We start from the raw sequence: 24439 nt of genomic DNA, 5'->3' as shown, positions 1-24439 counted from the left end.
TTGAGTGGCGGGCACTTCAGGCGCGCTGGGCGGCAAGCGCCGAGTAGCGCAGATGCAGTGCATCGACCTGCTCGCGCAGGTGTTCGAAGGTGCCGCTGTTGTCGATCACATCGTCGGCGGCGGCAAGGCGCTGCTCGCGGCTGGCCTGCGCCGCCATGATGGCGCGAATCTGCGCCTCATCCAGCGCGCTGCGTGCTCGTACCCGTTCGATCTGTATCTCGGGCGGGACGTCGACCACGCACACGCGATCGCAGCGCGCACGATAGTCGCCGGATTCGATCAGCAAGGGCACCGCCAGAATCACGTAAAGCCCCTGTGCAGCCAGGCGCTGGCGTGCACTCTCGGCGCCAATGAGCGGATGCAGGATGGCCTCGAGCTGCCGGCGCGCGGCGGCGTCGGCAAAGACGCGCGCCCGCATCGCCGCGCGGTCGAGGCTGCCGTCCTCGGCAATGAGCTCAGCCCCGAACTGCGCACGGATCGCGGCCATCGCCGCTCCCCTGGGGGCGGTGAGTGCGTGGGCGATGGCGTCGGTGTCCACCAGGCTGGCGCCAAGCTCGACGAAGCGGTCGGCAGCGGCGCTCTTGCCGCTGCCGATGCCGCCGGTGAGGCCGATGACCAAGGGCGGAGAGGTGCGCGAAGAAGGTGTATTCATGGCTCAGCGCCGGGGGCAGGTGCTGCGATTGCGGTCGATGCCAGGCACGCTGCCCTCGACGCTGCGCAGCATGTCGGTGGGGAGCTCGGCCTGTACGCGATAGCGGGTGGTCATGCGCGCCTCCACGCCGGCGTTGCGCACGCCTTGATTGCGCAACTGGTTGAGCATTACGCGCGCACGGCTCTCGGTCTTGAACACGCCGAGCGAGATGGCGTATTGCGTAGGGCCGGGCTCTTGCACGATGAACAAGTCCTTGACGCCAAGTGCGCGCAGCTCGTCCGCCCGGCGCTCGGCCTGGCTGCGGCTGCCTTGCGCAGGAATGCGGACCCACCATGAATCTGGTATGTCGCTGCGGCTGCGCTCGGGGTCCGCGCCGCTGCGGCGCAGACGACGGCTGAGGGCGTCTGCCTGGGCCTCGCTCAGCGCGCTCCACACGAAGCAGCTTGTGGCAGGCGTTGTCGCGACAACAGGCGCCTCCACCCGCGCCGCAGCAGGCTCTGGCTGCGCTGGCGCGGGCTCTGCGGTGTCCTCCACAGGCGCTGCGGCGGCAGGCGGATCCTCTTCAATAGCCGTGTCGGCCACCATGGCGGCAGCGGTGTCGGCAGTGAGCACCTCAGGCGCCTCGGTGCCCGCGGCCGCCATGGGGGGCGACTGCGGCTGCGCGGGGGCCGCCTCATACGCCGGGCTCGCAGGCTGCAGCGATGCCTGCAGCCCTTGCGCAGGCGAATCAGTGGCAAGCCGGATGTGCTCGGGGTTGAGCTGCATGCTGATGCGCTCGTGCTCGCTCCCGGGTGTGCTCGTGCCCAGCCAGCCCTTGATGCCGGCGAAGGCGAGCGCATTCAAGGCGACGAGTACGAGGAGGGTGACGCGCAACAGGCTCATCGCGAGCGTCCGTGTGCTCGATACGCTGATTCATGCGCTCGCATCGCGGCCTCTCCCTCAGCCCGGCTTCGGCAGGTGGGCCAGCGAAGCCGCAACCGCGTCGGCTGGGTAGTCATAGTTCTCCAGCTTGCCCGCAAAGTAGCGTTCATACGAACTCATGTCGAAATGGCCGTGACCAGTGAGGTTGAACAGGATGGTCTTCGCCTCGCCCGTCTCCTTGCAGCGCAGGGCTTCATCGATTGCGGCGCGGATGGCGTGGCAGGACTCGGGTGCGGGGATGATGCCCTCGGCGCGCGCAAACTGCACGCCGGCATCGAAGGTGGCCAGCTGGGGAACGGCCACGGCCTCGATCAGACCGTCGTGGAACAGCTGCGACACCAGCGGTGAGTCGCCGTGATAGCGCAGGCCGCCAGCGTGAATGCCAGGCGGCATGAAGTCGTGGCCCAGCGTGTACATCTTCATCAGCGGCGTGAAACCCGAGGCATCGCCATAATCGTAGGCGAACTGCCCCTTGGTCAGGGTCGGGCAGGAGCTGGGCTCCACCGCGATGCAGCGCAGCTTCTCGGCGCGCTTGTCGCCGCTGGCCTTGTCGGCAAGGAAGGGGAAGGCGATGCCGGCAAAGCTCGAGCCGCCGCCGCAGGGACCGATCACCAGGTCGGGGTAGAGCCCGATCTTGTCGAATTGCTTCTTTGCCTCCAGGCCGATGATGCTCTGGTGCAGCACGACGTGGTTGAGCACCGAGCCCAGGGTGTAATTGGTATCGGCACGACTCGCGGCCTCTTCCACCGCTTCCGAGATGGCGATGCCCAGCGAGCCTTCATTGTCGGGGTTCTCAGCGAGCAGGCGACGGCCGGTTTCGGTCAGCGGCGAAGGGCTGGCGAAAACCTCCGCGCCCCAGGTCTGCATCATCAGCCGGCGATAAGGCTTTTGATCGTAGCTCACCTTCACCATGTAGACCCGGACATCGAGTCCGAACATCTGGCCCGCAAACGCGATCGATGAGCCCCACTGGCCAGCACCGGTCTCGGTGCTCAGGCGCTTGATGCCCGCCTGCTTGTTGTAATAGGCCTGAGGCACGGCGGAGTTGGGTTTGTGCGAACCCGCGGGGGAAACACCTTCGTACTTGAAGAAGATCTTCGCTGGTGTGCCCAGCGCCCGCTCCAGGCGTACTGCCCGCACCAGCGGGCTGGGGCGCCACAGGCGGTAGATTTCGCGCACTTCCTGCGGGATCTCGATCCAGCGCTGGGCGCTCATCTCCTGTTCGAGGATGGCGCCGGGGAAGATGGCGCCCATCTGCTCGGGCGTGGCGGGTTTGCCGTCCGGTCCCAGCGGCGGCGCCGGGGGTGTGGGCATGTCGGCGACGACGTTGTACCAGTGGGTGGGGATGTCCTTGGCTTCGAGTTCGATGCGGGTGGCTTCCATCGGGTGTCTCCCTGGGGTTCTTGATCGTTGGCGTGTTATTGAGGGTGCGAAGCGGCGAAAACGGCAAGGCCGTGCAGCACCAGGTTGTCAATGCGTTGCAGCGGAATGTCGAGCAGTTCGGCAAACCCATCGGCAGCACCGCCACTGAGCAGGCACAGCGCATCCGGCTGTGTGGCGATCTGGCGGAACATGCGCTCGACCGCGCCGGCTTGCGCCTGCAGGCAGCCCGAGCGGATCGCATCCAGCGTGCACCGTGGTTGCAGCCTGAACTTGCCGCTTGCGGACGGGAGCTGGGCCGTACCCCTGGCAAGCGATTGTTGCATGAGTTCGACGCCCGGCAGGATCAGGCCACCGAGAAAGTCGCCGCTGGCCGAGAGCAGGTCCACCGTGGTGGCGGTGCCGGCCATCACCACCACACTGGCGTACGCATGCACAGCGCGCGCGCCGATGAGCGCTGCCCAGCGATCGGCGCCGAGCTGGAGCGGATGCTCGTAGAGGTTGCGCACACCGCAGGCCTGTTGCCCGGGGCGCAGCCAGTCGATGTGCTCGCCGCCCAGCGCGCGGGCGATGCGCTCGGCGACGGCCGTGCCCGCCACGTTGCTGCCCACGATGCGGGCTGCGCTCAGCGCCTGCGGGCGCAGGCTGGCGAGGCGGTCGATGTCGTCGTGGACGAGCGCGCCTTCGGCCTCCACCCGCCCCTTCGATGCGCACTGCAGCCGCCATTTGATGCGGCTGTTGCCAGCGTCGATGAGCAGGATCATGTGCGCTCTCCACCCAGCGGACGCAAGGAAACGTCACCCGCCAGGATGCGTGTCACACCGTCGCTGGTACGCAGGAGCAGGGCGCCATCCTCATCCACGCCCAGGCAGATGCCGTCGCTCGCGTCGCGCTCGCCGCTGATGCGTACCGGGAGCTCGGCAAAGGCGTTGCGCTGCTCCCATGCGCCCCTGAGGGCGGGAAAGCCTGCAAGCGCATAGGTGTCGAGCAGCGCCTGAAGCTCGGCGAGCAGGCGCGCCAGCAGCGCGGGTCTGGAGGGCGGGGCGTGCTCGAGTGCCCGCATCAGATCGGTGACGCCGGCGTGGTGCTCGATGTGCGCATCCGGGGGCAGCTGCAGATTGATGCCGATGCCGATCACCGCGCTCAGCGAGCGGTCGCGTGCGGGGAGCAGCTCGACCAGAATGCCGGCGAGCTTTTCGCCATTGACCAGCACATCATTGGGCCATTTCAGCTGCACCCCGAGCACCCCCAGTTGCTCTATCGTGCGCGCCACGGCGAGGCCGGCCACCAGCGACAGCCCGGCAGGCACCGGCGCGCCGGGTGCGAAGCGCCACAGCAGGGAAAACGTCAGGCTGCCTTCTGCCCAGGATTGCCACTGTCGCCCGCGCCGGCCGCGCCCCGCGCTCTGGCGCTCCGCAACCAGTACATGCACCTTGCCATCGTCGGCCGGCGGGTGCTCCATCAGGCTGCTGTTGGTCGATGCGCAACTGTCCACCCACTCGATCGCAAAGCGTGCTGCGAGTGGACCCAGCTCGGCCACGGTGGTGGTCAGCGCGCCGGCAGGGGTGGAGGTGTCTGGGGTGGCAGGGGTGGGCACGGTGTGAATTTGCGAACAGCGGATGTGCGCACATTATCCGTCAACCGTGAGTCGCTTACGAGTCGGCCAGTCGGCCGGGCTTCCTGCGTCCGCGCTGCGGCCCACTTCTGTTCACTGGCTGGGGAGCTCAGCTGTCGCCGCCCTCGTCCTTGCCACTGGGCGGAGCGCCCTTGCGCTCGTCCTGCATGCCGAGCTCATGGATCTTGCGGCTGATGGTGTTGCGGCCGATTCCGAGCAGCTGTGCGGCCTCGATCCGACGTCCGCCAGTGGCGGACAGCGCGCGCTCGATCAGGGTGCGTTCGAAGGCGCGCGTGAGCTGCTCGAACACGCGCCCGGGCGCCGCGGCAAGGAGGCGATCGGATTCCATCCTGAGCCCGTCGATCCAGCTTGCGGACAGCTCACGCGCCGGCTGTTCGCGCATCTCCGCCGGCAGGTCGGCAATCTCGATCAGCTGGGCAGGGGCCATCACGGTCAGCCAGTGACACAGATTTTCGAGCTGGCGCACATTGCCCGGGAAGGGCTGGTGCTGCAGGAAGTCCACCGTGGTGTCGGCGACGCGCTTGCACTCCACGCCCAGTTCGTGCGCGCTCTTGCGCAGGAAGTGGCGCAACAGCAAGGGGATGTCCTCGCGCCGTTCGCGCAGCGCGGGCAGGCGCAGGCGGATGACGTTGAGACGGTGGAAGAGATCTTCGCGGAACAGCCCCTGGCGCACGCGTGCGTCCAGATCCTGATGGGTGGCGGCGATCACGCGCACATTGGCGCGCACCGGCTGCTGGCCGCCCACGCGGTAGAAGTGGCCGTCGGAGAGCACACGCAGCAGGCGGGTCTGCAGCTCGGCCGGCATGTCGCCGATCTCGTCGAGAAACAGGGTGCCACCGTCGGCCTGTTCGAAGCGGCCGCGGCGCAGCGTGGTGGCGCCGGTGAATGCACCGCGCTCATGGCCGAAGAGCTCGGACTCGAGCAGATCGCGCGGGATGGCGGCGGTGTTGATGGCGATGAAGGGGGCATCACAGCGCGGACTGTGACGGTGCAGGGCAAGCGCCACGAGCTCCTTGCCAGTGCCGGATTCGCCGTTGATGAGCACCGTGGCATGAGACTGCGCAAGGCGACCAATGGCGCGAAACAGCTCCTGCATGGCAGCGGCCTGACCGAGGATCTCGGGCGCGAGCACCGCCTCCGTCGCCGCACCATTTTGCTGCAGGCCCTGCGCAAGCGCACGTTGGATGAGCGCAAGCGCCTGATCGATATCAAAGGGCTTGGGCAGATATTCGAACGCACCGCCCTGAAAGCTCGACACCGCGCTGTCCAGGTCCGAGAACGCGGTCATGATGATGACCGGCAGCTGTGCATGGCGCAGCTTCATCTTTTGCAGCAGCTCCAGGCCAGAGGCGCCCGGCATGCGGATGTCGGACAGCATCACCGCGGGTGGCTGCGAGCTGTGGTCGAGTTCGGCGAGCGCCTCGGTCGCCGAGTCGAAGCTGCGAAATGGGATGTCCTCGCGGCTGAGTGCCTTTTCGAGCACCCAGCGGATGGAGCGGTCGTCGTCGATGATCCAGACCTTGTTCATTCGGCATGCACCATAAGGGTGCGTGAGCTGGGCTCACACACGGTCGGAAATCGGCAGCAGGATCGTGAAGCAGGTGCGCCCCGGGCGGCTGTCCACTTCGATCATGCCCTGATGTTGTTCGATGAAGCCCTGGGCCAGCGACAGTCCGAGGCCGCTGCCGCCGGCGCGCCCCGACACCAGCGGATAGAAGATCTGCTCGCGGATGTGGGTGGCGATGCCGGGGCCGTTGTCGATCACTTGCAATTCCAGTGCCAGCTTGTAGCGACGCTTTGCCAGGGTGACCTGGCGTGCCACCCGCGTGCGCAGCAGGATCTCGCCTGCGCCCTCCACTGCCTGCGCGGCGTTGCGCACGATGTTGAGAATGGCCTGGATGAGCTGCTCGCGATCGGCGCTGAGCTCGGGCAGGCTGAGGTCATAGTCACCGCGTATGTCGAGCGCGGGGAACTCAGCCAGGATCAGGCGGCGCACGCGCTCGAGCACATCGTGAATATTCAGCGGCGCCGGACGCATCATGCAGTGCGAGCTCAGCAGCCGGCTCATGAGCTCGTTCAGACGGTCGGCCTCGGCGATGATGACGGCGGTGAATTCGCGCAGTTGCGCATCGCCCAGTTCACGCTGCAGCAATTGGGCGGAGCCCCGGATGCCGCCGAGCGGGTTCTTGATTTCGTGCGCGAGATTGCGGATCAGCTCACGGTTGGCCTGTTGCTGCTGGAGCAGCTGCTCTTCGCGCGCAACCCGCAGCTGGGCGTCGATGGGACGGAACTCCAGCACCAGGCGGATGCCTGCGCTGTCGACCGGGCTCACCGTGCAGTCGAGCCGGATCGGATCGGCGTTGGGGTGCGCGACCGTCATGTCCTGGCCGGTATAGCTCCAGTTGCTGTGCAGCGCGTTGTCGAGCGCCGCAGCCAGTCCCGGCGGCTTCCCCAGAAGCAGGCTCAGGGGCATGCCGAGGAGCTTGTGACGGCTGATCGCGAACAGGTTTTCCGCGCTGGGGTTGAGGTGGCGAATGCACAGGTCGGCGTCGACCAGCACCACCGCCGTCGACAGCAGCTCAATCCCGGCGAACAGTCCGTTGTTGATCAAGGGGGTGGATCTGGGTTTGGGCATGGGGGCGTCCCGTTTTGTGTCCAGGATGCCAAGCAAGACGCGCGCCAGTGCTCTACTTCAGGCCGGAGATCTCGCGCCGCAGCGCCTCGATGTTGCGTTTGTGCAGTTCAAGCTTGTCCTTGAAGGGTTGCAGCCGGTCGAGCACTTTCTGGTAGTTGCGCTCGTTGCCGAGCCGGATCGACTCCTGCTCAAGGAGGCTGTGCTCGGCTTCCGCCAGCGCCTTCTCCTCGGTCGCCAGCTCGGACTCCAGCACCTGGCGTCGACCATCGTCGCGTGCGCGCTGGTCGTCTGCGCTGACGCGCGGGAAGGCCGGTGAGGTGGAGGAGGAGCTGCCCGGACTTGCTGCCGGGCGCCGAACCGGAGCCGGCACGGTCGACACCGCCTGGCCTGAGTCGAGCAGCTTGCAGCCACGCGCCAGGCTGGGGTCGTTGGTGTAAGTCACCCTGCCATCGCCATCGATGCATTTGTATACCGCAGCCTGTGCGGGAAGGGCGGTATGCAGCAGCAGGATCAGGGGGAGTGCTCGAAGCGGTCGCATGCTCGTGTCGGTGGGGGCTTTGCCGGAGCGGACGGCAGGCCGGGCGGAAAGAGTCAGTCCGGCGCTGTGCGGGCGCAGTCAAGCTCGATTAGACCCGATAAAAAAAGGACGGGCAATGCCCGTCCTTTGTGCGCTGCGCTTGGAGTCCTGGCTTAGAGGCTGTAATACATGTCGAACTCCACCGGGTGGGTGGTGATGCGCATGCGGTCGACCTCTTCCATCTTCAGGGTGATGTAGGCGTCAATGAAGTCATTGGAGAACACGCCGCCACGGGTCAGGAACTCGCGGTCCTTGTCCAGATGTTCCAGCGCCTGCTCGAGGCTGGTGCACACGGTCGGGATCAGCGCGTCCTCTTCCGGTGGCAGATCGTACAGGTTCTTGTCGGCCGGATCGCCGGGGTGGATCTTGTTCTGGATGCCGTCCAGGCCGGCCATCATCAGCGCCGCGAAGCACAGGTAGGGGTTGGCCAGGGGGTCGGGGAAGCGCGCCTCGACACGGCGCCCCTTCGGGTTGGCGACGTAGGGGATGCGGATCGAGGCCGAGCGGTTGCGCGCCGAGTAAGCGAGCTTGGTCGGGGCTTCGTAGTGCGGCACCAGGCGCTTGTAGGAGTTGGTGCCCGGGTTGGTGATGGCGTTGAGCGCGCGCGCGTGCTTGATGATGCCGCCGATGTAATACAGCGCGGTCTCGGACAGGCCGGCGTAGCCGTTGCCAGCGAACAGGTTCTGGCCGTCCTTCCAGATCGACTGATGGACGTGCATGCCGGAGCCGTTGTCACCGACGATGGGCTTGGGCATGAAGGTGGCGGTCTTGCCGTACTGGTGCGCGACGTTGTGCACGATGTACTTCAGCACCTGGGTCCAGTCAGCGCGCTGGGTGAGCGTGCTGAAGCGGGTGCCGATCTCGCACTGGCCGGCATTGGCGACTTCGTGGTGATGCACTTCGACCGGCACGCCGCAGGCTTCGAGCGCCAGGCACATGGCGGCACGCACGTCGTTCAGGCTGTCGACCGGCGGCACCGGGAAGTAACCGCCCTTGACGCGCGGACGGTGGCCGGTGTTGCCGCCTTCGAACTTCTCGGCGGTGGACCAGGCGGCCTCTTCGGAGATGATCTTGCTGTACACGCCGGACATGTCGATCGACCATTCGACGGCGTCAAAGATGAAGAACTCGGGCTCGGGGCCGAAGTAGGCGGTGTCGCCGATACCGGTGCTCTTCAGATAGGCCTCGGCGCGCTTGGCGATCGAGCGCGGATCGCGGTCGTAGCCCTTGCCGTCCGAGGGTTCGACGACGTCGCAGGTGATGACCAGCGTGGCCTCGTCGAAGAAGGGGTCGAGATAGGCGGTGGACGGCTCCGGCATCAGGATCATGTCCGAGGCCTGGATGCCTTTCCAGCCGGCCAGCGAGGAGCCGTCGAAGGGGTGGCCTTGCTCGAAGTGCTCTTCCTCGAAGGCCGAAACCGGCAGGCCGACGTGGTGTTCCTTGCCGCGGGTATCGGTGAAGCGCAGGTCCACGAAGCGGACTTCGTTTTCCTGGATCATCTTCATGACGTCTTGAGCGTTCATTTTCACTCCTGGTGAGATGAGGCGTTGTGTGCGTTGAGCGGGGCGCGCTCCGGTTCGGTACCGGAGCGCGGAATTTGATGAGTCAGATAAAGCACTAAGTGTGCCAGGCTGGCACATGCATGAAGATCATTGTGCCACACGGGGCCTTGCACGAAAGTCTCGGTCAGTGGGCTTTCGTGATGCACTGCATTGGGGCGAAAGTCAGCATGCATGCACCATCATGGTGCGATCGGCGTGTAAAAGCTGATCGAGCGGTAGTGCGCCTGTTGCGCCAGCCAGTCCTGGGTGCGCCGCCGCAGTGCCTGCGCATCGGCCGCGGCAGGCGCGGTGTCCAGCAAGACGTCGACATCCACGCGCCCGCCCAGGTAATGGATCTGTACGCGTTTGGGCACGGCCACATCGGGGCCGAGCAGGGTGGCGACCGTAGCGAGCACATCCGCGCGTTCGGGTAGTCGCCCGGGCGGCACGGCCTGCAGGCTGTCGTCGTCCTCGGGGTCGATATGCACAAGCACGTCCTGCACTTCGGGATGGGCGGCGCGCACGCGCAGATAGACGCTATCGGACACGCGGTGGCCTTCGGAGACGGTGAGGCGGGGCGCCACCTGCACGTGGGCATCGCAAAGCACGCGGCCGGCCATGCGCCGCGTGCGCATCTCGTGCAGGCCGATGACGCCCGGCGTTTGCTCGATCGTCTGGCGCAGATGTTCAAGCTCCTGCTCGGACACGCCGGTGTCGATCAGTTCGCGGATCGCCGTCCACCCCAGGCGCAGGCCCATGTGCAGGATCAGGAAGCCGACCACGGCTGCGGCCAGCGGCTCGAGGAAGGGGTAGCCCGCCAGGCTGCCGCCGATGCCCACTGCCACCACCAGTGATGAGGCTGCGTCCGAGCGCGCATGCCAGGCGTTGGCTTCGAGCAAAGGCGCCTTCAGTCGGTGCGCGGCAGCGAGGGTGAAGCGGAACAGGCTCTCCTTGGCGATCAGGGTCAGCACCGCCACGCCGAGGGCGACCGGATGCAGATCGGGCAGGGCGTTCATGTTCTGCAGCCGCAAGCCCGAGTTCCACAAAAAGCCCACGCCTACCGCGGCCAGCACGGCGCCGAGCACCATGGTGGTGGCAGTCTCGATGCGACCGTGGCCATAGGGGTGGTTGATGTCGGCGGGGTCGGCGCCATGGCGCGCGGCCAGCAGCACGAGCAGATCAGTGACCAGATCCGACAAGGTGTGCGCGGCATCGGCCACGAGGCTGAAGGCGTTGGCAAACAAGCCGATGACGAACTGGGCGACCGCGAGCGTGGCGTTGGTGGCGACGGCCACCAGGGTGGTGCGCTGAATGTCGCGCTTGCGGGCATCGTCGTTGTCGGGGTGCGCGCGCGCAGCACGCGGCAGCTGCGGATGAGACAGGGGAGGGGGCATGCGAGGGGCCAGAAAGGACGCGCTATACTTGGCGCAAGACATGATTTTAGACGGATGATCGCATGGGAACCCTGTCCGACCTGCTGGCCCTTGCGCGACAGCGTGCGCTCAAGCTCGGTCTGCCCTATCAGGGCGCACTGACGCCAGCTGAAAGCTGGGAGATCTGGCAACTCGCGCCGGGCGCGAAGCTGGTGGACATCCGCACCCGTGCCGAACTCGATTGGGTCGGTCGCGTGCCTGCTGCAGTCGAGCTCGAATGGTCATCGTGGCCGGGCATGCAGCGCAACCCCAACTTCCTGACCCAGCTCAGGCAGCAGGTCGATACCGAGGCCTTGGTGATGTTCCTGTGTCGCTCGGGCGTGCGCTCGGACGGCGCCGCCCGCCTTGCCGCCGGCGCGGGCTACAGCAATTGCTACAACATTCTCGAAGGCTTCGAGGGTGACAAGGACGGCAAGGGCCAGCGCAATCGCATTGGCGGCTGGCGCCATGCCGGTCTGCCCTGGCACCAGGGCTGACGTTTTATTACAAACCGGGTTTGCGCCGCGCCGGAACCCCTGCCGCCGCCGCAGGGTCCGATGCGCAAGGTCACATCCAGCCACGAACCCACCCTACCCAAAGTCAATGGACGCATTCTCTTCTGACAGGAGCCGGATTCGCCTCATGCAAGTAGCCACCATCAGTTTCGACCGTTTCAACGCGCTCGCCGACGCCGAGGCGCATGAGCGCATCCGTGCCGCCCGCGCCCGCCTTGGCGAGCGCGCAGTGCTGCTGTGCCACCATTACCAGCGCGCCGATGTCTATCAGTACGCCGACCTCACCGGAGATTCGCTCAAGCTCGCGCGCCTCGCCTCGCAGACCGAAGCCGAGTTCATCGTCTTCTGCGGCGTTCATTTCATGGCCGAGGTTGCCGACATCCTGTCCAAGCCCAGCCAGGTCGCCATCCTGCCCGACCTCGCGGCGGGTTGCTCGATGGCCGACATGGCCAACCTGGCCAAGGTCGAGCGCTGCTGGCGCGAACTGGCCGAGGTCCTCGACGCGCCTGATGAGATCATCACGCCGGTGACCTACATCAACTCCGCTGCGGACCTGAAGGCCTTTTGTGGTGAGCATGGCGGCATCGTGTGCACTTCCACCAATGCCCCGACCATTCTCGACTGGGCCTTTGCCAAGCGCGAGAAGGTGCTGTTCTTCCCCGACCAGCACCTCGGGCGCTGGAGCGGTTACAAGAAAGGCATCGCGCTCGAGCAGATGGTGGTGTGGGATCCCGACCTCGAATACGGCGGCCTCACGCCCGAGCAGATCCGCAATGCGAAGATCCTGCTGTGGAAAGGGCACTGTTCGGTGCACCAGATGTTCCAGCCGGCGCACATCGACCGTTGGCGCGAGAAGAATCCGCAGGGCTTCGTCATCTCCCACCCGGAAAGCAGCCTGGAGGTGTGCCAGAAGTCGGATTATGTGGGTTCGACCGAGTACATCATCAACACCATCAGCGCGGGCCCGGCGGGCAGTCACTGGCTGGTCGGCACCGAGCTCAACCTGGTCAGCCGCCTGGCCGAGGAGATGAAGCCGCAGGGCAAGGTCGTGCAGTTCATGGCGCCGACGGTGTGCATGTGTTCGACCATGCAGCGCATCGATCCGCAGCATCTGGCCTGGGCGCTGGAAAATCTTGCCGACGGCAAGATCGTCAACCAGATCAAGGTGCCCGGGCGGGAGGCCGAACTCGCACGCATCGCTCTCGATCGCATGCTGGCTTTATCCTGATCCGCCTTGCGTGGAGAGGCGGTCGATGACGCTGAGGATCTGTTCCTACAATATCCACAAGGGCTTTTCGCAGTTCAACCGCCGTATGGTGGTGCATGAGCTGCGTGATCGCTTGCGCACGCTGGATTCCGATCTGGTGTTCCTGCAGGAGGTGCAGGGCCTGCACCTCGCTCATCCGCAGCGTCATTCGAGCTGGCCAGCGCAGCCGCAACATGAATTTCTGGCTGAGGAGAGCTGGCAGCAGACCGCCTACGGCGGCAATGCGGTCTACGACCACGGCCACCATGGCAATGCCATCCTCAGCCGCCATGCCATCCTCAGTCAGGCCAACCAGGACGTCTCGGCGCACCGCTTCGAGCGCCGCGGGCTGCTGCATTGCGAGATCCAGCTGCCCGGGGTCGCGGCCGCGGTGCATTGCGTCTGCGTGCACCTGGGGCTGACCGGAGGGGGGCGCCGACGGCAGATGGAGGCGCTCGCCGAGCGCATGGAAGATCTGGCACCCGATGGGGCGCCGCTGATCATTGCGGGGGATTTCAACGACTGGCGCAATCGAGCCGACCGCCTGCTCGCCGATCGGCTCGGGCTGGTCGAAGCCTTTGGCGGCGGCATCGGGCGCCCGGCGCGCAGCTACCCGAGCGCGCTGCCGTTTTTCCGTCTCGATCGCATCTATGTGCGTGGCTTTCGCGTGCGTCGTGCCGAGGTGCATTTCGGTGCGCCCTGGGCACAGATCTCCGATCACGCAGCGCTCACGGCCGAACTGGAACCGCTGGCTTGAAGCAGTGCCAGCCCGGCAATGCGGTGCGCTTGCTGGAGAATGGCGAACAGTATTTTCCCGCGCTGGAGGCGGCGGTCGATCGCGCCGAGCGTGAGATATTCCTGCAGGTCTACATCTTCGAGGATGATGAAACCGGGCGCCGCATCGCTGCGGCACTGGAGCGCGCGGCCGCCCGCGGCGTTACGGTAAAAGTCATGGTCGATGGCTTCGGTAGCCGCCGTTTCCTCATGCGGCTGCTGCCGCGCCTGCATGAGCAAGGTGTTCAGGTACTGATCTATCGCCGCGAGGTGCGCAAGTTGTCGCTGCATCGTCACCGCTTGCGCCGCCTGCATCGCAAGGTTGTGGTCATCGACGGGCGCGAAGCCTTTGTCGGCGGCATCAATATCATCGATGACTTCACCGCCGGCGGCCCGCCTCATCCGCGTTACGACTTCGCCGTGCATGTGCGCGGGCCGGTGCTCGCGCCCATCGTCAGCTCGATGAACCGCCTCTGGCGCCTGGTTGCCTGGGCCAGCTTTCGTCGTCGCCAGCAACTCCCCCTGCTGGCACCGGCGCAAGCCGAGCCGGTGGGAGAGATCTGCGCGGCTTACGTCGTACGCGACAACCTGCGCTTTCGCCATGCGATCGAGGATGCCTATCTGGCGGCAATCGACGGCGCCCAGCGTGAGATTGTCATCGCCAGCGCGTATTTCTTTCCTGGCAGGCGCTTCCGCCAGGCTCTGATCGACGCCGCCGAGCGCGGGGTGAGCATCACCTTGTTGTTGCAGGGTATCGCCGACCATCCGCTGCAGCGTTACGCCACGCGGGCGCTCTATCCCTACTTCCTGCGCCAGGGCATCCGCTTGTTCGAGTATCACCGCAGCCACCTGCATGCCAAGGTGGCGGTGGTTGACGGCAGATGGGCGACGGTGGGCTCAAGCAATATCGACGCCTTCAGCCTGCTGCTCGCGCGCGAGGCCAATATCTTCATCGATGACAGCGGCTTTGCCACGCAGCTGCGCGCCCGCCTCGAGCACGCGATCTGCAATGGCGCGAGCGAGTTGCGCGCGACCGATTGGCGCCGTCTGTCGCTGCTGCAGCGCGCCCTCAACTGGGTTTCATACCAGCTCGTCCGCCTCGCGATCGGGCTCGCCGGCTACGGCGACAAGCACTGAGCCGCCAGGCTGAGATCGAGCTCCGCGCTGCTCAGCGTCCGATCAGGACCGCATGCTCGATCTTGGTGCAGCGATCGATCACCACCTTCAGCCCGGCGTCAGCGGCGCGCGCGCTCGCTTCGGGTGCGATCACGCCCAGCTGCAGCCACAGGCTGCGCGCACCGACGGCGATCGCGTCCTCGGCCACCGCCATCACTTCTTCCGACCTGCGAAACACGTCGACCATGTCAATCGGTCCGGGCACGTCACGCAGGCTGGGATAGCACTTTTCGCCCAGCACGTCGGTGCACGCCGGGTTGACCGGGATGATGGTGTAACCGGCTGCGCGCAGGTAGCGCGCGACCTCGTTGCTGGCGCGCTCGGGGCGGGGCGAGAGACCGACGATGGCAATGGTACGGGTGTCCTCGAGTAGGGCACGAAGGGCATTGCGGTCGGCGCTGATGTCATTGCTGTGCATGGAATCCTCAATCGATATCGACTGCCGGCGCGTGGCGGCAGCGGGGGACGGCGCTGAGTTGCCAGTGATGGAGCGCCCACTGCCAGAGCTCGGCGGTATTGGCGCGCCCCAATGCGGCAGGCGGAGCCTGGCCGAGAAAGCGGAGGGCCGCAAGCAGGGCGTGGGCGGGCGGGTGGGTGTCGATGGCACGGGCGAGGGTCTGCTTCGACAGCTTTTCGCCGGCGGCATTGGTGGCTACCGGCAAATGAGCATAGTACGGCGAGGGCAGGCCGAGCAGGCCTTGCAGGTGAATCTGGCGGGCGGTGGAGTCGAGCAGGTCGGCACCGCGCACGACGTGGGTGATGCCGGCGTCGGCATCGTCGACCACCACCGCGAGCTGATAAGCGAACAGGCCGTCGGCACGCAGCACCACGTAATCGCCCGAGTCGGCGGCGAGGTCTTCCTGTTGCCAGCCCTGAACGCCATCCTCGAAGCCCACCACGCCCTGCGCACGCACCCGCCAGGCGCGTGCGCTGCGCCCGGCAGGCAGGCCTTCACGACAGGTGCCGGGGTAGCGCCGTGAGCCATCGCGCGCGAGTCCGGAGTCGGCCATCTCGCGGCGCGTGCACGCGCAGGCAAAGGCGTGACCTGCTGCCTGCAGATGTTCGAGCGCGGCACGGTAGGCTTCGCTGCGCTGGCTTTGCCACACGATGTCGCCGTCCCACTCGAAACCGAAGCGTGCGAGCGTGGCGATGATGTGCTCTGCTGCGCCGGGCACGGTGCGTGGGGTGTCGACGTCCTCGATGCGCAGCAGCCAGCGCCCGCCGTGGGTGCGCGCATCGAGATAGCTGCCCATCGCCGCCGCCAGCGAGCCGAAATGCAGCGCGCCGCTGGGCGAGGGGGCGAAGCGGCCAATGTAGGCGGGGGCTGAGGGGAGCGTGAGTGCGCTCATCGAGGGCTGACAATACCGGGCGTGGGCCGAGCGCGTATCGAGTGCCCGGTCTTGTTGGCGGTGGACCTTGCGCGGGATTCTGCCTCAATCCTCGAACTCTGGCACCATGGTCGGGCGATCGAACTCGCGCCCGCCTGCGACGGAGGTGATTTCGCAGGAATTGATTCCTGTCAATCGTATCGATTTCGCTGTGCGCTAGCATCTCGCCAAGTTCGATGTGGCTCGATGGGTGCTGCATCGCTTGCCCCATACGAACGGAGATTTGTCATGAAAAAAACCCCGCTGATCGTCGCCGCTGTGCTCGCTGGCCTGCTTGCTGCCTGTGGTGGCCAGGACTCCGGCACCCCGGCCGCTTCGACCTCAGCGCCCACAGCCGCCGCGCCTGCCGCGGCACCGGCTGCTGCGCCGGCACCGGTTGCTGCACCCGCGCCTGCACCGGTGGCCGCTGCTCCGGCCAGTGCCGGGGGTGAGAGTGTGTACAAGAAGACCTGCGCGCTGTGCCACGCCTCAGGCGTTGCCGGTGCACCGCTTCCGGGTAACAAGGACGAGTGGGCTCCGCGTATCGCCCAGGGCAAGGACACCTTGTACAAGCACGCGCTCGAGGGCTACACCGGCGAAAAAGGCATGATGCCCGCACGTGGTGGCGCGCCGAACCTGAGCGACGATGAGGTGAAGGCGGCGGTGGACTTCATGGTGGCGAAGTCGGAGTAAGCTCAACACCGGCTTGAAGCGATCACGGAACGGAGGCGCAAGCCTCCGTTTTTCGTTCACGCCCGCTTCGCGCGGGTGGCAGACTGGGCCAGGGCTTCGCTTAGTGGGTGTGCCCGGCGTGGGTCGAACTGCGCAATCCGCCCATCACGCTGCGGTCAAGGTCGACAAAGCCGAGCGTACGACCGCCGTACTCGGTGGCAAAGGCCTGAGCGTCGGCAAGCTTGGCAAAGGCTGGCAGGTCGGGCCCTCGCATCGGCCCCTTGGCGCTGGAGTCGATGACGAAAGTCGCCTGGCGGGCGTCCACCCAGGCGCCACTGCGATGGTCTGCGACATACAACGCAGCCGCGTCTTCCGCCTTGTGGGTGGGGTCGAAGCGCGCAGAGTCCTCCAGGAACATGAAGAGGTCGACCGGCGAGTCGAAGAAGTGCGCCGAACCGTCCTTGAAGATGATCTGTGCTGCCCATTTCGGGAAGCGTGCCGGATACATGCCGCACACAGGACAACGGGCGTCTGCAGGAATCGGGCGGACGTCATACATGCCGAGCCCCGATGCAGGGTCGTAGGGGTGGGCAAGCGACACGCGTGCAGGCGGCACGATGCAGATGTCTTCCTGGGGGGGGGTGAAGTCAGCCCCTCCCCTGCTTGTCGCATACTGCCAGAACAACGCCCCTGCGACCGTCATGCACACGGCCGCGGAGCCAAGCAGGAGGGCGCGGCTGCGCACAGGGGCGGATGTCACGCTTGCGTGCCGAGTTGCGGGTCGTGGGCGAGGGCGGAGACCAGCGCACACACGTTGGCCTCGGGGCTGGCATCGGTGCGCGTGACCGGATCGGGCACGACCGTCCCGTCGGCCAGGTGCAGGTGGTTGGGGTGTGTTGCGAGGTGGGGATGGCTGGGTGCGGTATCGATGCCAAGCTCTGCCATGTCGCTTCCCAGGCCCGTACGCCAGCGCAGCGAGTAGGCGTCGGCGGCGGCGTAGCGTACCGTCAGCATGACCCCATTGCGCAAGCGGATGTCGAGGGCGTCCTGGTTCAGCTGGGGTGCTGCGGCGAGCAGGTCGCCGTGTTCATGTTCGATGCATTCGAGAATGCGTGCATGCAGATCCATCAGCCATTGACCTCGTGCAGAAGCGCCGCCACTGCCTTGCGTGCGGCCTCGTGGGTGTCGGCAAGAATGCGGGCGGCCAAATAGTGCTCATAAGCCGGGTGTTCCCCTATCTCCGCCGCAGCGATGCGCGCCAGCAGGCTGGCTTCGTCGCTCGCGCCAACGGCATCCAGCACCTGGCGGCGGTTTTCGCGTGCTTCATAGACCAGCCGCGAAAGCGGCTCCAGTTCGAGCGCGACCTCGGGTGTCAGGGCGCCGTAAATCGGATTCATGCTGTTACGTCCCTTACATGGATTGGTCGTGCAAGGCGCCGCCGTCGAGGATGACCATGTCGGGCTTGACCTCGTCGAACTTCAACACCTTGCCGCCGTGCTGTGCGGCAAAGGCCTGGGCGTCTGCCTCGCTTGAGAAGGATGCAGCGGTCGGCCCCATCGAGCCCAGTCGCTTCGAGCCGAACACGTAGATGGCCGTCTTCGCATCGATCCAGTTGGCCACGGGTTTGTCCCAGTCCGTCTTGCCCATGTCCTGCACGAACATGCCGGTGACGAGACGTGCCTGCTCGGGGTTCAGGTAGACGTTGAACATCTCCAGCGTGTCGCAGAACCAGTCGGGCTGTGCCAGGCCGCTGTAGTGAACCTGCGCCTTGGGGCCGGGATAGTCGGCGAGCAGCATGCCGTCGAGGGCGCAACTGGTGCTGCGATCGATCTCGAGCGCGGCGACCGCGCCACTACCGTCACTGGATCCGCCGCAAGCGGCGAGCAGGCCGGCGGCGGCGCTGGCGATCAGGAAGCGGCGGCGGTCAAGCGCAGGGTGCTTGCAGCCATGGTGTATGCACATCGGAAGTTCTCCAGTCGCAGTCGATCAGGCGCGGCTCGCGCTGAGCCGGAAGCGCCAGCCCGCGATCGCGAGCGGGGCGATGATCCAGCCCAGCATCACGAGCCCGAGTAGCCAGGGCTTGGCCAGCGCTGGCGGGAAGACGGTGGATAGACCGTACAGGGTGCGTACGTCTTCCAGCGAAAATATGTTGAGGATGCGGAACACGTCCGCCGGGTTCAACAACAGCAGGTAGGGCAAGGCCTCGCCACCCCACTGGCCGGCGGTGACGACCAGTACGGCCAGTAGCAGCAGGTCGAAGATCAGCACGAAGAAGAACCACATCGCGATCGCCAGCCCGGAGGCGCGCGTGCGATCGGACGCGAACACTGAGAGCATCACCGCCAGGCTGAGAAAGGCGCATCCCAGCAGCACTGAACTGAGCATGAAGCCGAAGTAGTGGAATAGGGCGTTGAGGTCTAGCTGTGCCGAGAGCACGAGTCCGACCAGGCCGAAGCCGGCCACGGTGGAAAATGCAAGCGCGCCGGCCAGGCCGAGGTATTTGCCCAGCAGTAACTCGCCGCGAGTGATCGGCATCGACAGCAGCAGGTCGAGCGAGCCGTGTTCGCGCTCGCCGACGATGGCGTCGAAGCCGAGCATCAGCGCGATCAGCGGAATCAGGTAGATGACCAGGCTGACGAGGCTGGCGATGGTGACTTCGATCGAGCGGAAGCCTACCGTGCCCTGTTGCGCTGCGCCGAAGTAGGCGATCGAGAGCGCGAAGGCGGTGAACACCAATGCCACCGCCAGCACCCAGCGGTTGCGGATGCGGTCCCAGAACTCCTTGCTGGCGATGGCGGCAATCTGCGAGAACTCCATGATCCGCCCCTTAGTCCGAAAAGCCGAAGAACACGTCTTCGAGCGAGGGTTCGCGCACGTTGAGATCGCGCACCTTGTCGCCCAGCGTGGCGAGTGCGGCGATCACCGCCATCTTCGTGTCGCGCTTGCACTGCACCGCCACATGGTCGTCGCGTGCCTCGATTGCCGCCACCGGCAGGTGGCCGAGCGCGGCGCGCACGGCCTCGAAGTCCTCCGCTGCCACACGTACGCTGAACCACAGGGGCAGGTCCATCTGCTCGCGCAGTCCCTGCACGGTGCCGGTGGCCTGCACCTTGCCGGCGGCCATGATGGTCAGACGGTCTACCCGCTCCTGGATCTCGGCCAGGATGTGCGAGGTGATGATCATGGTCACGCCTTCGCTCTTCAGCTGTCGCAGGATGGCGTAGAAACCCCGGATCGCCTCCGGATCGAGGCCGGAGGTGGGTTCGTCGAGGAACAGGATACGGGGCGTGCCGAGCAGCGCCTGAGCGAAGCCGAGGCGCTGGCGCATGCCCTTGGAGTATTCGCGCACCCGTCGCTTGGCCGCGTGAGCGAGGCCGACGCGTTCGAGCAGCGTGGCGTTGTCCTTGGGCGAGACGCCCTTCAGCTTGGAGAAGAAGTGCAGAGTCTCGAGGCCGGTAAGGTTGTCGTAGAGCACGACGCTCTCGGGCAGGTAGCCGATCTTGCGCCGCACCGCACGAAAGTCGCCGCCCGCGCTGCCGACGGGCGCACCGTCGATATGGATGTCGCCGGCCGTGACCGGGATGAGGCCGAGCATCATCTTGAACATCGTGCTCTTGCCGGCACCGTTGTGCCCGATCAGGCCGAACAGCTCGCCTTCCTGTACGTCGAGGTCGACGCCGTCGACCGCATGGATGCTGCCGTAATGCTTGTGCACGCCACGGGCGACGATCACCGCGCGTGCTCCGCGCGAAGGTTGATTACTTGGAGCGGGGGAAATATCGGCCACGCCATTGGCTCCAGTCAGGGTTGAACGGCTGCATGCGAGGCTTGGGGTCGACGATGCTCGGGGCACGCAAGAGCGGGAACTGCTGTCCGACCAGGCGTAGCGTCTGCACCGCCGGGCTTGCCAGCAGCAGTTTCATCATCGGGTGGCGCCAGGACAGGCGGTCCACCATGTCGTTGGCCTCGTACTGCACGTCGCCGATGTCGTCGCCGTTGCGGTCCCAGCCGAGGTAGTTGCTCCAGTAGTTGCCTTCCTTCTCACCCCAGATCATGTCGCGCGCAGCGACGTAGCGGATCTGTTCACGGTTGGCGATGAAGTCGTTGGTTTCGACCTGGTTGTTCTTCGAGCCGGCCCACAGGTGAATGCCGACCATGTTGTCGATCACACGGTTGCCCCGAATCTCGTTGTATTCAGCATCGTAGATGAAGAAGCCGCGCTGGTTGCCGGCGACGATGTTGCCCTCGATCACCGAGTCCTGAATGGTGCGCAGCATGATGCCGTGGTCAGAATTGCCCCAGGCGATGTTGTTGCGCACAACCTGGCTGCGCACTTCCATGAGCGCCAGACCACCGCGGTTGTACCAGGTCTCGTTGCCTTCCCACAGATTGCGGTAGGAGGTCATGTAGTGCGTGCCATAGCGGCTGTGGTGCAGCTTGTTGCCACGGAAGATGGCGTCATGCGACACGTCGACGTAGATCGCGTCGCGCACGAAGCTGATGTTGTTGCCGATGATGCGCGCGCGCTGGGTGTTGTACAGCTGGATGCCGTTGCCGCGCCGCGGGGAATCGAAATCGCGCTTGCCGGTGATGAGATTGTTCTCGATCAGCACGTCGTCCGCTTTCTCGATCCACATCCCGAACAGGGTGTAGGAGAAGTCGCAGTTGCGCACCACGGCCTTGTGCGAACCGGGGTAGATGTAGACGCCAGCGTGCTGGTAAAGGGTGTCGCCCCCCGAATTGGCGACGATCAGTCCTTCGACGGTAACGTTTTCCGCCTTCACGCTGATCGTGTTCTCCTTCAACTCGCCATCGATCGTCGGGCGGTTGATGCCACGCAGCGTCAAGGGCTTGTCAACCAGCAGGTGGCCGAAATAGCGAGCACGCTCGATTTCGATGGTGTCGCCGGGTTCGGCGCGGTCGATCGCCACCTGGATGGATTCGCCGGCCTTAACCCGCCACACCGCGGCCGTGGCCGGCGTGGTCAGCCCGGCAAGCAGCGCTGCGGTGCCAAGGGTAATGAGAAGGCGAAGGGAGGGGTGCATTGAACGGTGGGTGCTTGACGATTGCGAGCAGTATGCGACGCAATGTCAGCGCGGTAATTGATCTAGGTGAAGCGCTACGAGCGCCGGCCGTGAGTGAGGAAAACAAGGCGCCGCCCCTAAGGGCGGCGCACAGGGTAAACAGCGTGGGGCGGGGCCTCAGATCTGGATCAGTCCCAGGCTCTTGAGCAGCAGAAACAGCGTGGCACCGATCAGCAGGTTCTTGAAGCCAACATAGCACACCATGTCCATCAGGCTGGCGCGACGGTAGCGATTTCCCCACCACGGGCCGTCCTTGACGTAGGGCTTGGAGCCGAGGCGTACCAGTACTTCGAAGACGCTCCACCCGAACCACCAGCCAATGATGGCGCCAGGCGTCATGCTGCCCATCGCAGCCAGGATCCATGCCACGCTGGCGGCGACGGCCAGCGCCAGACCGGCAGCCTGGATCATGCGCTGACGCTGGAAGCCGTTGCGACTCCACGGCCACAGGTGGTCCCAGACTTCGGCCAGCAGGCGGCTTGCGGCGCCGCTGCTGGCATAGGGCGGCTCAACCGCCTCAGTCAGAATACGTGGATCGACCATGATCGAATCCTCCTTCATTACCGTGTCGGAATCAGGCACGGGGCGCCGCGGGCGCCACGGGCTTGATCGGGATGTAGTAGCCGTCCTTGCCGATCGGTGTCAGCGGCAGTCCGGCCTTGGTGCGACGCTTGCGCTCCTTGGCCAGCGGCGGGCAGGCGTGCTCATCGGTGTACATCACCATGCAGTCCAGGCACAGCATGCACTCGCGATGGTCGATGCGACCCTTGTCGTCGATCGCCAGTGAGCCGCAGCCTACGGCGCAGGCCTTGCAGGTGTCGCACTCCTGCTTGCGCTTGAGGCCGAACCAGCGGAAGGTCGAAGGCATGGCCAGCGCGGCCCCCAGCGGGCACAGGTACTTGCAGAACGGGCGCTCGGTGAAGATGGACAGGCCGAGCAGACCGGCTGCGAACAGGGTGTAGGGCCAGCTGCGATTGAGGAGACCGACCAGGAAGGTAGTCTTGAACGGCTCCACCTCGGCCAGCTTCTCGGCCAGACCCATAGACAGCACCGACACCGCGAGCAGGCCGAAGAACACGAAGTATTTCACCCACTTCAGGCGGTTGTGCCACTTCATCGGCAGCATGAACTGGAAGCGCTTGAGGCCGAGCTTGCTGCCGACCTTGTAGAGCAACTCGGACAAGGAGCCGAAGGGGCACAGCCAGCCGCAGAATAGTCCACGTCCCCACAGGAACACGGTGACGATGATGAAGATCCAGAACAGGAAGATGAAGGGATCGGTCAGGAACAGCTCCCATTTCCACTGGAACAGCAGGGCGTGGAACCAGGTCAGCACCTGAGTGATGGACGGTTGCGCCATCAGGTAGAAGCCGATGAAGAAGATGCTGATGATCCAGGCGGCGTACTTGAAGCCGTCGATTGGCCACTTGTTCTTGCGCGTAGACATCCGCGTCAGGCGGTCACGCATCGCGTACACCGCGCCCACGCCCACGAGCAGGATCGAGAACAGCACGATCTCGACCGCGCGCGTCTTCCACACCCGGACCCAGGGTGCGTCTGGCTTGGTCACCACCGGACGGCCGCCTTCCAGATAGGCGGCGGGCAGCCAGTATTCCCTGTCGAAGTTGAGGAAGGTGCGGGCGCCGGTCTCACGGTCGACGCGGTTGCCGAGGAAGATGAACTTCCATGGAAAGGCGCCGGAGAACGAGGACGAGTGCACGATGAAGATCGCCGACTCGGTGAAGGACGGTGCTCCCTGTGCCTGCACTCCCCAAAGGGGCAGATAGTCGAGGTCGCGGAAGGTGAACACATCCTGGCCCTGGCGCAACTGCACGCGATCGTAGATGCCGCCGCGCACGAAGCCTGAACCCTTGAATGATTCCTTGCCGCCGGCACGGATCACGAACAGCGCATGCTCGCCCTCCTTGATGCGCCCCATCAGGTCGCGCCAGCCGGTGTCGCCCATGATTGCGCGTCCGACTTCGGGGTGGTTCAGGTAACCGAACCACAGATCGATGAACGGTTCCTTGTCGCGCTTGAGGCCGACCTGCTCGGGCTTCACCGTCAGGCGCTGGACCAGGCCTTCCTCGACCAGCGTTGCCCAGTCGAGCGTACGGCCGCGGTCTACGAACGTCGCCTGTGGGCGCACGGTCGCTTCCAGAATGCCGACCTGGCGCCCGACCGCGGCGCCCGACATCATCATGACCTGATTCTGCGCGATCACGGTTACTGTGGCGCCCGAGATGGCGTCAAGGCCGATCATGTCTTCTTCCGGGCGTGAGCGGCCGATTTCAATGTTGGCGCCGACGAACTTGCCCAGGTATTGGTCGTTGAACTCGGTGAGGGCTGACTCGGGGATGCCAAGCAACAAAATGGGTTCAGAGTGCTTGAGGATCTTGATGCCGGCGAAGTTGCCTTCCGGCGTCAGACCGATCAGCGTGATGACCGGCTTTCCGGAATAGGCGGGGGTGTCGGTGACATCGGTGGACAGCACGACGTAGCCGACCAGCTTGCGCTCGCCATTTTCTTCGGAGTAGCCCTCGACGTAGGGCGGCTGACCCTTGCGCTCGGAGAAGCTGGTCGCGCCCGGCAGGACTTCGCTACAGGGTACGTAGTTGCACAGCGCGGGTGCAGTGTTGACCTCGGGCGGCAGGTTTGCCTCGTAGGCGGTTTGCGCGGAGGCGGCCTGCGGCAGGAGGGGCGCGATGGCGAGCAGGGCTGCGAGCGCAACACCCCGCAGGGCAGAGAGGGGCTTCATGATGAGCTCCATAAGTAACTTGCGATGGAGTTTATGCCGCCACACCCTGCGCGTATTTGTCTAGGGTCAAATTGTCGCAGGCTGCCGCCAGAA

Annotated in this window: 26 protein-coding genes; 5 read left to right on the top strand and 21 right to left on the bottom strand. The window is 65.5% G+C overall.

The features are described from left to right. Positions 1 to 16: 16 nt before the first annotated feature. From coaE to M622_RS30385, 10 genes are all read right to left on the bottom strand, one after another. Positions 17 to 652, bottom strand: coding sequence for a dephospho-CoA kinase (gene coaE / locus M622_RS30430; RefSeq protein ID WP_031346881.1), 636 nt, complete (start codon positions 650 to 652; stop codon positions 17 to 19). Between the two features lie 3 nt (positions 653 to 655). Further along, positions 656 to 1534 carry an SPOR domain-containing protein gene (locus tag M622_RS30425; protein ID WP_021249434.1) on the bottom strand — a complete coding sequence of 293 codons (879 nt, stop codon included), beginning with the start codon at positions 1532 to 1534 and terminating at the stop codon, positions 656 to 658. A 57-nt stretch (positions 1535 to 1591) separates the two neighbouring features. Further along, positions 1592 to 2956 carry a TrpB-like pyridoxal phosphate-dependent enzyme gene (locus M622_RS30420; RefSeq protein ID WP_021249433.1) on the bottom strand — a complete coding sequence of 455 codons (1365 nt, stop codon included), beginning with the start codon at positions 2954 to 2956 and terminating at the stop codon, positions 1592 to 1594. 35 nt (positions 2957 to 2991) lie between these two features. Then, positions 2992 to 3717: a type III pantothenate kinase gene (locus M622_RS30415; RefSeq protein WP_021249432.1), complete on the bottom strand. Its 726-nt coding sequence runs from the start codon at positions 3715 to 3717 to the stop codon at positions 2992 to 2994. After that, the gene (locus M622_RS30410) at positions 3714 to 4493 is read right to left on the bottom strand and encodes a biotin--[acetyl-CoA-carboxylase] ligase (RefSeq protein ID WP_281168223.1); all 780 of its coding nucleotides are present in this window, start codon (positions 4491 to 4493) and stop codon (positions 3714 to 3716) included. The genes M622_RS30415 and M622_RS30410 overlap by 4 nt, the downstream gene beginning before the upstream one ends. A gap of 184 nt (positions 4494 to 4677) precedes the next feature. Next, positions 4678 to 6117, bottom strand: coding sequence for a nitrogen regulation protein NR(I) (gene ntrC / locus M622_RS30405; protein ID WP_021249430.1), 1440 nt, complete (start codon positions 6115 to 6117; stop codon positions 4678 to 4680). 33 nt (positions 6118 to 6150) lie between these two features. Next, the gene (gene glnL / locus M622_RS30400) at positions 6151 to 7224 is read right to left on the bottom strand and encodes a nitrogen regulation protein NR(II) (RefSeq protein ID WP_021249429.1); all 1074 of its coding nucleotides are present in this window, start codon (positions 7222 to 7224) and stop codon (positions 6151 to 6153) included. Between the two features lie 52 nt (positions 7225 to 7276). Further along, a complete protein-coding gene (locus M622_RS30395) occupies positions 7277 to 7762 on the bottom strand; it encodes a DUF4124 domain-containing protein (RefSeq protein WP_021249428.1) in 486 nt (161 codons plus the stop codon). Positions 7763 to 7914: 152 nt separating this feature from the next. Continuing rightward, on the bottom strand, positions 7915 to 9324 hold the full coding sequence (gene glnA, locus M622_RS30390) for a type I glutamate--ammonia ligase (protein WP_031346879.1): 1410 nt from the start codon (positions 9322 to 9324) through the stop codon (positions 7915 to 7917). Positions 9325 to 9542: 218 nt separating this feature from the next. Next, positions 9543 to 10736: a cation diffusion facilitator family transporter gene (locus M622_RS30385; protein ID WP_021249426.1), complete on the bottom strand. Its 1194-nt coding sequence runs from the start codon at positions 10734 to 10736 to the stop codon at positions 9543 to 9545. 62 nt (positions 10737 to 10798) lie between these two features. Here M622_RS30385 and M622_RS30380 point away from each other — a divergent pair, with 62 nt between their 5' ends. From M622_RS30380 to clsB, 4 genes are all read left to right on the top strand, one after another. After that, positions 10799 to 11251 carry a rhodanese-like domain-containing protein gene (locus tag M622_RS30380; protein WP_021249425.1) on the top strand — a complete coding sequence of 151 codons (453 nt, stop codon included), beginning with the start codon at positions 10799 to 10801 and terminating at the stop codon, positions 11249 to 11251. 145 nt (positions 11252 to 11396) lie between these two features. Continuing rightward, the gene (gene nadA / locus M622_RS30375) at positions 11397 to 12497 is read left to right on the top strand and encodes a quinolinate synthase NadA (RefSeq protein ID WP_021249424.1); all 1101 of its coding nucleotides are present in this window, start codon (positions 11397 to 11399) and stop codon (positions 12495 to 12497) included. A gap of 25 nt (positions 12498 to 12522) precedes the next feature. After that, positions 12523 to 13272, top strand: coding sequence for an endonuclease/exonuclease/phosphatase family protein (locus M622_RS30370; RefSeq protein WP_021249423.1), 750 nt, complete (start codon positions 12523 to 12525; stop codon positions 13270 to 13272). After that, the gene (gene clsB, locus M622_RS30365; protein ID WP_021249422.1) at positions 13269 to 14426 is read left to right on the top strand and encodes a cardiolipin synthase ClsB; all 1158 of its coding nucleotides are present in this window, start codon (positions 13269 to 13271) and stop codon (positions 14424 to 14426) included. Before M622_RS30370 ends, clsB begins: the two co-directional genes overlap by 4 nt. Positions 14427 to 14457: 31 nt before the next feature. Here the strand turns inward: clsB and M622_RS30360 are convergent, their stop codons facing one another. Both M622_RS30360 and gluQRS read right to left on the bottom strand, forming a co-directional pair. After that, a complete protein-coding gene (locus M622_RS30360; protein WP_021249421.1) occupies positions 14458 to 14883 on the bottom strand; it encodes a CoA-binding protein in 426 nt (141 codons plus the stop codon). A gap of 7 nt (positions 14884 to 14890) precedes the next feature. After that, positions 14891 to 15814, bottom strand: a complete 924-nt coding sequence (gene gluQRS / locus M622_RS30355) for a tRNA glutamyl-Q(34) synthetase GluQRS (RefSeq protein ID WP_021249420.1) — start codon at positions 15812 to 15814, stop codon at positions 14891 to 14893. A gap of 267 nt (positions 15815 to 16081) precedes the next feature. Here gluQRS and M622_RS30350 point away from each other — a divergent pair, with 267 nt between their 5' ends. Beyond that, positions 16082 to 16525, top strand: coding sequence for a c-type cytochrome (locus M622_RS30350; protein WP_021249419.1), 444 nt, complete (start codon positions 16082 to 16084; stop codon positions 16523 to 16525). A gap of 100 nt (positions 16526 to 16625) precedes the next feature. Here M622_RS30350 and M622_RS0120280 read toward each other — a convergent pair whose 3' ends face one another. From M622_RS0120280 to M622_RS0120270, 9 genes are all read right to left on the bottom strand, one after another. Then, on the bottom strand, positions 16626 to 17207 hold the full coding sequence (locus M622_RS0120280) for a nitrous oxide reductase accessory protein NosL (RefSeq protein ID WP_088178590.1): 582 nt from the start codon (positions 17205 to 17207) through the stop codon (positions 16626 to 16628). Positions 17208 to 17260: 53 nt separating this feature from the next. After that, the gene (locus M622_RS30345) at positions 17261 to 17632 is read right to left on the bottom strand and encodes a toxin-antitoxin system TumE family protein (protein ID WP_021249417.1); all 372 of its coding nucleotides are present in this window, start codon (positions 17630 to 17632) and stop codon (positions 17261 to 17263) included. Further along, positions 17632 to 17901: an MJ0235 family protein gene (locus M622_RS30340; RefSeq protein ID WP_021249416.1), complete on the bottom strand. Its 270-nt coding sequence runs from the start codon at positions 17899 to 17901 to the stop codon at positions 17632 to 17634. The genes M622_RS30345 and M622_RS30340 overlap by 1 nt, the downstream gene beginning before the upstream one ends. Before the next feature lie 13 nt (positions 17902 to 17914). Then, positions 17915 to 18466, bottom strand: a complete 552-nt coding sequence (locus tag M622_RS30335; protein ID WP_021249415.1) for a nitrous oxide reductase accessory protein NosL — start codon at positions 18464 to 18466, stop codon at positions 17915 to 17917. Positions 18467 to 18490: 24 nt separating this feature from the next. Further along, on the bottom strand, positions 18491 to 19321 hold the full coding sequence (locus tag M622_RS30330) for an ABC transporter permease (protein WP_021249414.1): 831 nt from the start codon (positions 19319 to 19321) through the stop codon (positions 18491 to 18493). A gap of 10 nt (positions 19322 to 19331) precedes the next feature. Beyond that, positions 19332 to 20291: an ABC transporter ATP-binding protein gene (locus M622_RS30325; protein WP_031346875.1), complete on the bottom strand. Its 960-nt coding sequence runs from the start codon at positions 20289 to 20291 to the stop codon at positions 19332 to 19334. Next, a complete protein-coding gene (locus M622_RS30320; RefSeq protein ID WP_021249412.1) occupies positions 20263 to 21549 on the bottom strand; it encodes a nitrous oxide reductase family maturation protein NosD in 1287 nt (428 codons plus the stop codon). Before M622_RS30320 ends, M622_RS30325 begins: the two co-directional genes overlap by 29 nt. A gap of 156 nt (positions 21550 to 21705) precedes the next feature. Next, on the bottom strand, positions 21706 to 22131 hold the full coding sequence (locus tag M622_RS0120275) for a hypothetical protein (RefSeq protein WP_031346874.1): 426 nt from the start codon (positions 22129 to 22131) through the stop codon (positions 21706 to 21708). A 31-nt stretch (positions 22132 to 22162) separates the two neighbouring features. Continuing rightward, positions 22163 to 24346: a NosR/NirI family protein gene (locus M622_RS0120270; protein ID WP_031346873.1), complete on the bottom strand. Its 2184-nt coding sequence runs from the start codon at positions 24344 to 24346 to the stop codon at positions 22163 to 22165. Positions 24347 to 24439 lie beyond the last annotated feature (93 nt).

This window comes from Thauera terpenica 58Eu, from assembly GCF_000443165.1.
Taxonomy (GTDB): Bacteria; Pseudomonadota; Gammaproteobacteria; order Burkholderiales; family Rhodocyclaceae; genus Thauera; species Thauera terpenica.
Note: the sequence above shows the minus strand (reverse complement) of the source record. Positions and strands in the feature narration are given on the sequence as shown.

Coding starts and splice junctions, on each gene's coding strand:
- M622_RS0120280 (WP_088178590.1), bottom strand. CDS start 17,207: ATGACGGTCGCAGGGGCGTTGTTCTGGCAGTATGCGACAAGCAGGGGA.
- M622_RS30385 (WP_021249426.1), bottom strand. CDS start 10,736: ATGCCCCCTCCCCTGTCTCATCCGCAGCTGCCGCGTGCTGCGCGCGCG.
- M622_RS30320 (WP_021249412.1), bottom strand. CDS start 21,549: ATGCACCCCTCCCTTCGCCTTCTCATTACCCTTGGCACCGCAGCGCTG.
- M622_RS30340 (WP_021249416.1), bottom strand. CDS start 17,901: ATGAATCCGATTTACGGCGCCCTGACACCCGAGGTCGCGCTCGAACTG.
- M622_RS30345 (WP_021249417.1), bottom strand. CDS start 17,632: ATGGATCTGCATGCACGCATTCTCGAATGCATCGAACATGAACACGGC.
- glnL (WP_021249429.1), bottom strand. CDS start 7,224: ATGCCCAAACCCAGATCCACCCCCTTGATCAACAACGGACTGTTCGCC.
- M622_RS30415 (WP_021249432.1), bottom strand. CDS start 3,717: ATGATCCTGCTCATCGACGCTGGCAACAGCCGCATCAAATGGCGGCTG.
- nadA (WP_021249424.1), top strand. CDS start 11,397: ATGCAAGTAGCCACCATCAGTTTCGACCGTTTCAACGCGCTCGCCGAC.
- M622_RS30350 (WP_021249419.1), top strand. CDS start 16,082: ATGAAAAAAACCCCGCTGATCGTCGCCGCTGTGCTCGCTGGCCTGCTT.
- M622_RS30335 (WP_021249415.1), bottom strand. CDS start 18,466: ATGTGCATACACCATGGCTGCAAGCACCCTGCGCTTGACCGCCGCCGC.
- M622_RS0120275 (WP_031346874.1), bottom strand. CDS start 22,131: ATGGTCGATCCACGTATTCTGACTGAGGCGGTTGAGCCGCCCTATGCC.
- M622_RS30370 (WP_021249423.1), top strand. CDS start 12,523: ATGACGCTGAGGATCTGTTCCTACAATATCCACAAGGGCTTTTCGCAG.
- M622_RS0120270 (WP_031346873.1), bottom strand. CDS start 24,346: ATGAAGCCCCTCTCTGCCCTGCGGGGTGTTGCGCTCGCAGCCCTGCTC.
- M622_RS30395 (WP_021249428.1), bottom strand. CDS start 7,762: ATGCGACCGCTTCGAGCACTCCCCCTGATCCTGCTGCTGCATACCGCC.
- gluQRS (WP_021249420.1), bottom strand. CDS start 15,814: ATGAGCGCACTCACGCTCCCCTCAGCCCCCGCCTACATTGGCCGCTTC.
- M622_RS30425 (WP_021249434.1), bottom strand. CDS start 1,534: ATGAGCCTGTTGCGCGTCACCCTCCTCGTACTCGTCGCCTTGAATGCG.
- M622_RS30330 (WP_021249414.1), bottom strand. CDS start 19,321: ATGGAGTTCTCGCAGATTGCCGCCATCGCCAGCAAGGAGTTCTGGGAC.
- M622_RS30360 (WP_021249421.1), bottom strand. CDS start 14,883: ATGCACAGCAATGACATCAGCGCCGACCGCAATGCCCTTCGTGCCCTA.
- M622_RS30420 (WP_021249433.1), bottom strand. CDS start 2,956: ATGGAAGCCACCCGCATCGAACTCGAAGCCAAGGACATCCCCACCCAC.
- coaE (WP_031346881.1), bottom strand. CDS start 652: ATGAATACACCTTCTTCGCGCACCTCTCCGCCCTTGGTCATCGGCCTC.
- M622_RS30380 (WP_021249425.1), top strand. CDS start 10,799: ATGGGAACCCTGTCCGACCTGCTGGCCCTTGCGCGACAGCGTGCGCTC.
- ntrC (WP_021249430.1), bottom strand. CDS start 6,117: ATGAACAAGGTCTGGATCATCGACGACGACCGCTCCATCCGCTGGGTG.
- glnA (WP_031346879.1), bottom strand. CDS start 9,324: ATGAACGCTCAAGACGTCATGAAGATGATCCAGGAAAACGAAGTCCGC.